The sequence below is a fragment of the Mycobacterium sp. genome, from assembly GCF_040398885.1.
Taxonomy (GTDB): Bacteria; Actinomycetota; Actinomycetes; order Mycobacteriales; family Mycobacteriaceae; genus Mycobacterium.
The window spans coordinates 1-5,484 of sequence record NZ_JBBATF010000119.1; the positions used below are offsets into that span (position 1 = coordinate 1).

Consider the following 5,484-nt stretch of genomic DNA (forward strand, 5'->3'; position numbering starts at 1 on the left):
TAGTTCCAGATCCGAACCCGCCGGCTCGGTTCGAGATACAGCGCGTCGTCCTCGGTGACCCCGAAGGCGTCGTAGAAGGCGTCTATGTTGCGGACCACGCCGTTGCAGCGGAACTCCGGCGGCGAGTGCGGGTCGACGGCGAGTCTGCGCACCGATTCGGCGGGCCGGGACTTGGTGCGCCACACCTGGGCCCAGCCGAACAGGACCCGCTGCACCCCGGTCAGTCCGTCGATCACCGGCGCCGATCGGCTGCCGAGCGACAGCCGGTAGGCCAGCAATGCGATCGACAGCCCGCCCAGATCGCCGATGTTCTCGCCGACGGTGAACGCGCCCTGCACATGCGGCGGGTCGGGGCGGTCGGCGAGGTCGCGCGGAACGAAGGCGTCGTACTGCTCGATCAGCCTGCCGGTGCGGACGCCGAACTCGCGCCGGTCCTCGTCGGTCCACCAGTCGACCAGGTGCCCGTCGCCGTCGTACTTCGAGCCCTGGTCGTCGAAGCCGTGGCCGATCTCGTGGCCTATCACCGCCCCGATACCGCCGTAGTTGGCGGCGTCGTCGGCGTACGGGTCGAAGAACGGCGGCTGCAGGATCGCCGCGGGGAACACGATCTCGTTCATCCCCGGGTTGTAGTAGGCGTTCACGGTCTGCGGCGTCATGAACCACTCGTCGCGGTCGACGGACCGGGGGAGCTTGGCCAGCTCACGGTCGGTCTCCGCCTCGGCACCCCGAATAACGTTGCCGTACAGGTCATCCCGGTCGATCACCAGCGCCGAGTAGTCCCGCCACCTGGCCGGGTAGCCGATCTTGGCGGTGAAACCGTCCAGCTTGGCCAGTGCGCGCTCCCGGGTCGCCGGGGTCATCCACTCCAGATCGCTGATGCTCACCCGGTAGGCCTCCCGCAGATTGGCCACCAGGACATCCATCCGGTCCTTGGCCTCCGGCGGGAAGTGCCGTTCGACATACAGCCGGCCCACCGCCTCGCCCAGCAGGCTTTCCACCAGGGACACCCCGCGCTTCCAGCGTTCCCGGATCTGCTCGGTCCCGGTCAGGGTGCTGCCGTAGAAAGCGAAGTCCTCCTCGACCAGGTCGGAGGTGAGCACCGACGCCCGCGCGTGGATCAGCCGCCAGCGCGCCCAGTCCTGCCAGTCGGCGAACTCCGCGTCCGCCCACAACCGGGCAAAGGCGGTGAGGTAATCCGGTTGACGCACAATGACTTCGGCGATCTCCCCCGGGGCGGCGCCCACGGCGGAAATCCATCCCGGCCAGTCGAATCCGGGTGCCGACTCCGGCAGTTCGGCGAACGCCCGGAGGTTGTAGGCCAGGTCGGCGTCGCGGCGGCGCACCACGTCCCAGTGCGCGGCCGCCAGCCTGGTCTCCAGCGCCACCACGCGGCCGGCCCGCCGGGCGTACTCGTCGGGCGTCCCGCCGAACACGATGGCGAACATCGACGCGATGTGCGCCGGGTAGGCGCCCAGGATCGACGCGTGCTGGTCGTCGCGGTAGTAGGACTCGTCGGGCAGACCCAGACCGGACTGGTAGAGGTGGATCAGGTAGCGCGACGAGTCCTTGGCATCGGTGCTGACGTACAGACCCACCCCGCCGCCGACACCGCTGCGCTGCAGCCGGCCCACGACCGCGGCCAGCGCGTCCCGGTCGGCCGCGCCGTCGATGAGCGCCAGTTCCGCCAGAAGCGGCGCCAGCCCGCGCTGTTCGACCGCCTGCTCGTTCAGGAAGCCGGCGTAGAGATCGCCGATGCGCTGCTCGTCGGAGCCCGCCGCCCCGGACAACCGGGAGGCGTCGGTGATGATCTCGCGCACCTGCTCCTCGGCGCGGTCGTAGAGCCGGCGGAACGCCCCGTCGGTGGCCCGGTCGGGCGGCATCGCGTATTCGGCCAGCCATCGGCCGTTGACATGACCGAACAGGTCGTCCTGCGGCCGGACCGCGGTGTCGAGGTGGGAAAGGTCGATGCCCGAGCGTTGCACGTCTACCGTCACGCCACCATCCTTACCGATCCTCCCGGCCGCGCCCGGTAGCCTCCCCTGCATGGCTGAGCCTGATCGCGACGACAGGCCGGGAGGGATCACCGGGTTCGGCGTGGCCTCCGCGGTCCTGGCCGTCGTGGCGGTCGCCGCCGCTGCGCTGGTCGCGGTGCTGTGGTCCGGACACCGCGGCGCCGAGGCCGACCGCAACCACCAGGCCAGGGCCATGCAGGCCGCCGCCGAGTGGACCGGGATCCTGATCAACATGAACGCCGACAACGTCGAGGGCGCCATGACGCGGCTCCGGGACGGGACCGTCGGCGAGCTCAACACGGGCTTCGAGACCTCCATCGCCCCGTTCCGCGATGTGGTCAGGACGCTGAAGTCCAAGACCACCGGTCAGGTCGAGTCGGTGTCGGTCGAGGTGACCCACCGGAATCTGCCGGCCCCACCGGGTCAGCGTCCGCCCGCCCCGGCGACGCTGCCGGCCGAACTGGCATCCCGCACCGACACCGTGCTGGTGGTGGCCACTTCGGTCAGCGAGAACGCCGGCGGCAAGCCGACGACGGTGCGCTGGAATCTTCGGCTGGGGGTTTCCGATGTCGACGGCACGGCCAGGATCTCGCGGCTGGAGTCGCTTCGATGAGGAACCTGGCCCGGGTGCTGGCCCTGGACGTGGCCGCGCCGCTGGTCGCGGTCGGGGCGCTGCTGACGATCGGGTCGATGCTCGGCTGGCCGCGGTGGTGGGTCTCGGTGTGTTCGATGCTCTGCCTGCTCGTCGCCCAGGCGGTGATCCTCAACGCCGTTCTCTTCCGGCGCGATGCGGTCACGATGGGGACCGACGACGACACCCCGGGACTGCGCCTGGCGGTGGTGGGGATCACCACCGCGGCCGTGTTCGCGGCGGCCGTCGTCGGCTACACGCGATGGACCGTCGCCGACCGGAATTTCTCCCGCGACACCCTCGAAGTGGTCCGCGTCGCCACCGAGGTGTCCGAGGCGACGGCGACCTTCAGTCCCACCGAGCCGACGGCTTCGCTCGACCGCGCGGCGGCGATGATGGCGCCCGAACGCGCCGAGGCGTTCCGAGCCCAGTTCGCGCCGGCGACCGCGGACATGGTCAAACGCCGGGTGATCGCCAAGGCCGACACCATCTCGGCCGGCCTCGAGGCACTCGCGCCCTCGGCGGCCACCGTCGCCGTGCTGATGCGCGGCACGCAGGCCGAACCGGGACAACAGCCGAGCACGGCGGTGCTCTCGCTGCGGGTGGCGTTGTCGAAGATCGGCGGGGACTGGAAGGTCGTCGACGTGACGCCCATCAATTCCAGATAGGCCGCATCAGCCGAACCGGGCGTGGTCCACTTTCAGGCAGCGGTCCATCACCACGGTCAGACCGGCTGCCCGGGCTCGTTCGGCAACCTGTTCGTGCCGCAAACCCTGTTGCAGCCAAAGGTATTTCGGCAGCGGGCTCAACGCGAGGACGTCATCGAGCACGCCGGGCAGGTCCTCCCGGCGGCGGAAGACGTCGACCATGTCCGGAACGACCGGCAGGTCGGCCAGGCTGGCATAGGCCGTGACGCCGCCGACCTCGGATACGTTCGGGTTGACCGGATACAGCTGGAAATCGCTGTGCCGCAGCAGATGACGGAACACGTCATTGCTCGGCCGGCCCGGGTTGTCCGAGGCTCCCACCACCGCCACGGTCCGGGTGTCGCGCAGGATGTCCCGTAACTCGGTGGGATTCGGGTTACTCATCCGGGGAAATCCTCAGGGTTGCCGGCGCGGTCCTGCTGGACCCGGATCTTGGCGAACCGGTCGGACAGCCGACGCATCCGGATCATCAGCGAGACCGGGGGACTCACGGTGCCGTCGAGGTAGCCGGCCAGGTCCTCGCCACTCACCCCGATCCGGGAGGCGAACTCCTGTTGGCTCAGTCCGGAACGGCCGTGCAGGATGCGCACGTGCCGGGCGGCCTCGGTTCGCTCATTGGCTTCCATGTGGTTTCGGGCCCGGGTGAGCACCTCGGTGAGGGCCTGGGAGACCCCGTACGGTGCGGCGGCTTCCAGTACCTCCTCGACCTGGCGCGCGGTCCGGCCGTACGGGTCGCGCTTGACGGCCACGACGATGCGCTGCCAGACCGTGATGTCACCGCTGTGCAGGGCTGCGCGGATCGACTCGGTCGGCCAGAACTCGACGGGGGTGTCGTCCAGCGGCCAATGAGGCGGACGAGTCAACTCGCCTCCTCCAGGATCGCCACCGCGAGTGACAGGCAGCGCCGCCGGGTGTCGTCCCACTCGGCATCCTCCCCCGGTCCGGGGCGCCCGCCGTCCTCCCCGTCGGAGGGGATCGGATCGGCCAGTCGGCGGACCAACTGGGTGGCGAGCCACATTCGCTCTGGTCGCCCAGCACTGTAGTACCTGTCGATCCCGCCGAGTGCGAGGGCGGCGTTGTCGACCCCCATCGCGTCGGCGAGGTCGGCGAGTTCGGTGAAATCGGCCCGGCTGTTGCGGCACAGCAACAGGTAGCTCTTCATCCGCACCGTCTCGGCGGCGGTGGGTATCTGCAACCGGTCGCCGGTGGACAGCTGGACGCTGGTCGTCTCCACCGGTCCGGTGCGCCGCACGGCAGCCTCGGCGATGTTCTGGTTCGTCAGTGCCTCCAGTGCCACCGACAGCCTCCGCCGCCACATGGTCACCGGGTGGACGCTCCGCAGTCCGGCGGATCGGGGCCCCCGCGGCGAGCGGGGTCGGGTCCGAAGTCCCGCGGTCACCGGACGGGCATCGCCGCGGACCTCGCAGCCGCTGAAAACCAGCGGATCCACGATGCTGACGGTCTGTGGCGCCAACCGCCTGAGCCTGACCGCGGAGCGCACCACCGTGCGCAGTTCGGCGGCCGCCGGGGCGATCGCGGAGATGTCGTCGGGAACGACGACGACGTCGCCGACATCAAGCTTGGGCAGCGGCTTCTCGAAATCGACCGAGGGCAGCAGGCGGTCCAGCCAGCCCGGCAGCCACCAGTTCCACCGGTCGAACATCCCCATCAGCGACGGCACCAGCACCAGCCGCACCACGGTGGCGTCGATCGCGATCGCCACCGCGCAGGCCACCCCGAGCTGGGCGACCAGTGGCATGCCGGCGAACGCGAACCCGATGAACACCGCGATCATGATCAGCGCCGCGCTGGTGATGGTCCGGGCGCTGGTGGCCACGCCGTAGGCGACCGCGTCGCGGGTGTCCCCGGTCTGCAGATAGCGCTCCCGGATGCGGGTCAGCAGGAAGATCTCGTAGTCCATCGACAGGCCGAAGGTCATGGCCAGCACCAGGGGCGGGATGGTGCTGTCGATGGAGGTGATCGGCTCGAATCCCAGCCGCTCCAGCCAACCCCACTGGAACACCATCACCAGGCTGCCGTAGGCCGCCGCCACCGACAGCACCGTCATCAGCACACCCTTGACGGCCAGCACCACCGAGCGGATGGAGATCAGCAGCATCGCGAAGGCGATCAC

The 5,484-nt window shown here is 69.8% G+C and carries 6 protein-coding genes; 2 read left to right on the forward strand and 4 right to left on the reverse strand.

Going from position 1 to position 5,484, the window contains the following annotated elements:
* A partial coding sequence (locus ADBZ5U_RS11585; protein WP_526265549.1) for a M13 family metallopeptidase occupies nt 1-1,994 on the reverse strand: 1,994 nt, incomplete at its 3' end.
* Between the two features lie 49 nt (nt 1,995-2,043).
* On the opposite strand from ADBZ5U_RS11585, the gene ADBZ5U_RS11590 reads away from it, so the two are divergent.
* Together ADBZ5U_RS11590 and ADBZ5U_RS11595 are read left to right on the forward strand one after the other, a co-directional pair.
* A complete protein-coding gene (locus tag ADBZ5U_RS11590) occupies nt 2,044-2,625 on the forward strand; it encodes a hypothetical protein (RefSeq protein WP_526265551.1) in 582 nt (193 codons plus the stop codon).
* The gene (locus tag ADBZ5U_RS11595) at nt 2,622-3,311 is read left to right on the forward strand and encodes a hypothetical protein (protein ID WP_526265553.1); all 690 of its coding nucleotides are present in this window, start codon (nt 2,622-2,624) and stop codon (nt 3,309-3,311) included. Before ADBZ5U_RS11590 ends, ADBZ5U_RS11595 begins: the two co-directional genes overlap by 4 nt.
* 6 nt (nt 3,312-3,317) lie before the next feature.
* On the opposite strand, the gene ADBZ5U_RS11600 is transcribed toward ADBZ5U_RS11595, so the two are convergent.
* From ADBZ5U_RS11600 to ADBZ5U_RS11610, 3 genes are all read right to left on the reverse strand, one after another.
* Nucleotides 3,318-3,734 carry a CoA-binding protein gene (locus tag ADBZ5U_RS11600; protein WP_526265555.1) on the reverse strand — a complete coding sequence of 139 codons (417 nt, stop codon included), beginning with the start codon at nt 3,732-3,734 and terminating at the stop codon, nt 3,318-3,320.
* Nucleotides 3,731-4,213, reverse strand: coding sequence for a helix-turn-helix domain-containing protein (locus tag ADBZ5U_RS11605; RefSeq protein WP_526265557.1), 483 nt, complete (start codon nt 4,211-4,213; stop codon nt 3,731-3,733). The genes ADBZ5U_RS11600 and ADBZ5U_RS11605 overlap by 4 nt, the downstream gene beginning before the upstream one ends.
* The coding region (locus ADBZ5U_RS11610) for an MMPL family transporter (protein WP_526265560.1) at nt 4,210-5,484 on the reverse strand (1,275 nt) is incomplete at its 5' end. The genes ADBZ5U_RS11610 and ADBZ5U_RS11605, both read right to left, overlap by 4 nt.

Bases quoted from the DNA above. Each gene is read 5' to 3' on its own strand.
- ADBZ5U_RS11590 (WP_526265551.1), top strand. From the start codon at position 2,044: ATGGCTGAGCCTGATCGCGACGACAGGCCGGGAGGGATCACCGGGTTC.
- ADBZ5U_RS11595 (WP_526265553.1), top strand. From the start codon at position 2,622: ATGAGGAACCTGGCCCGGGTGCTGGCCCTGGACGTGGCCGCGCCGCTG.
- ADBZ5U_RS11600 (WP_526265555.1), bottom strand. From the start codon at position 3,734: ATGAGTAACCCGAATCCCACCGAGTTACGGGACATCCTGCGCGACACC.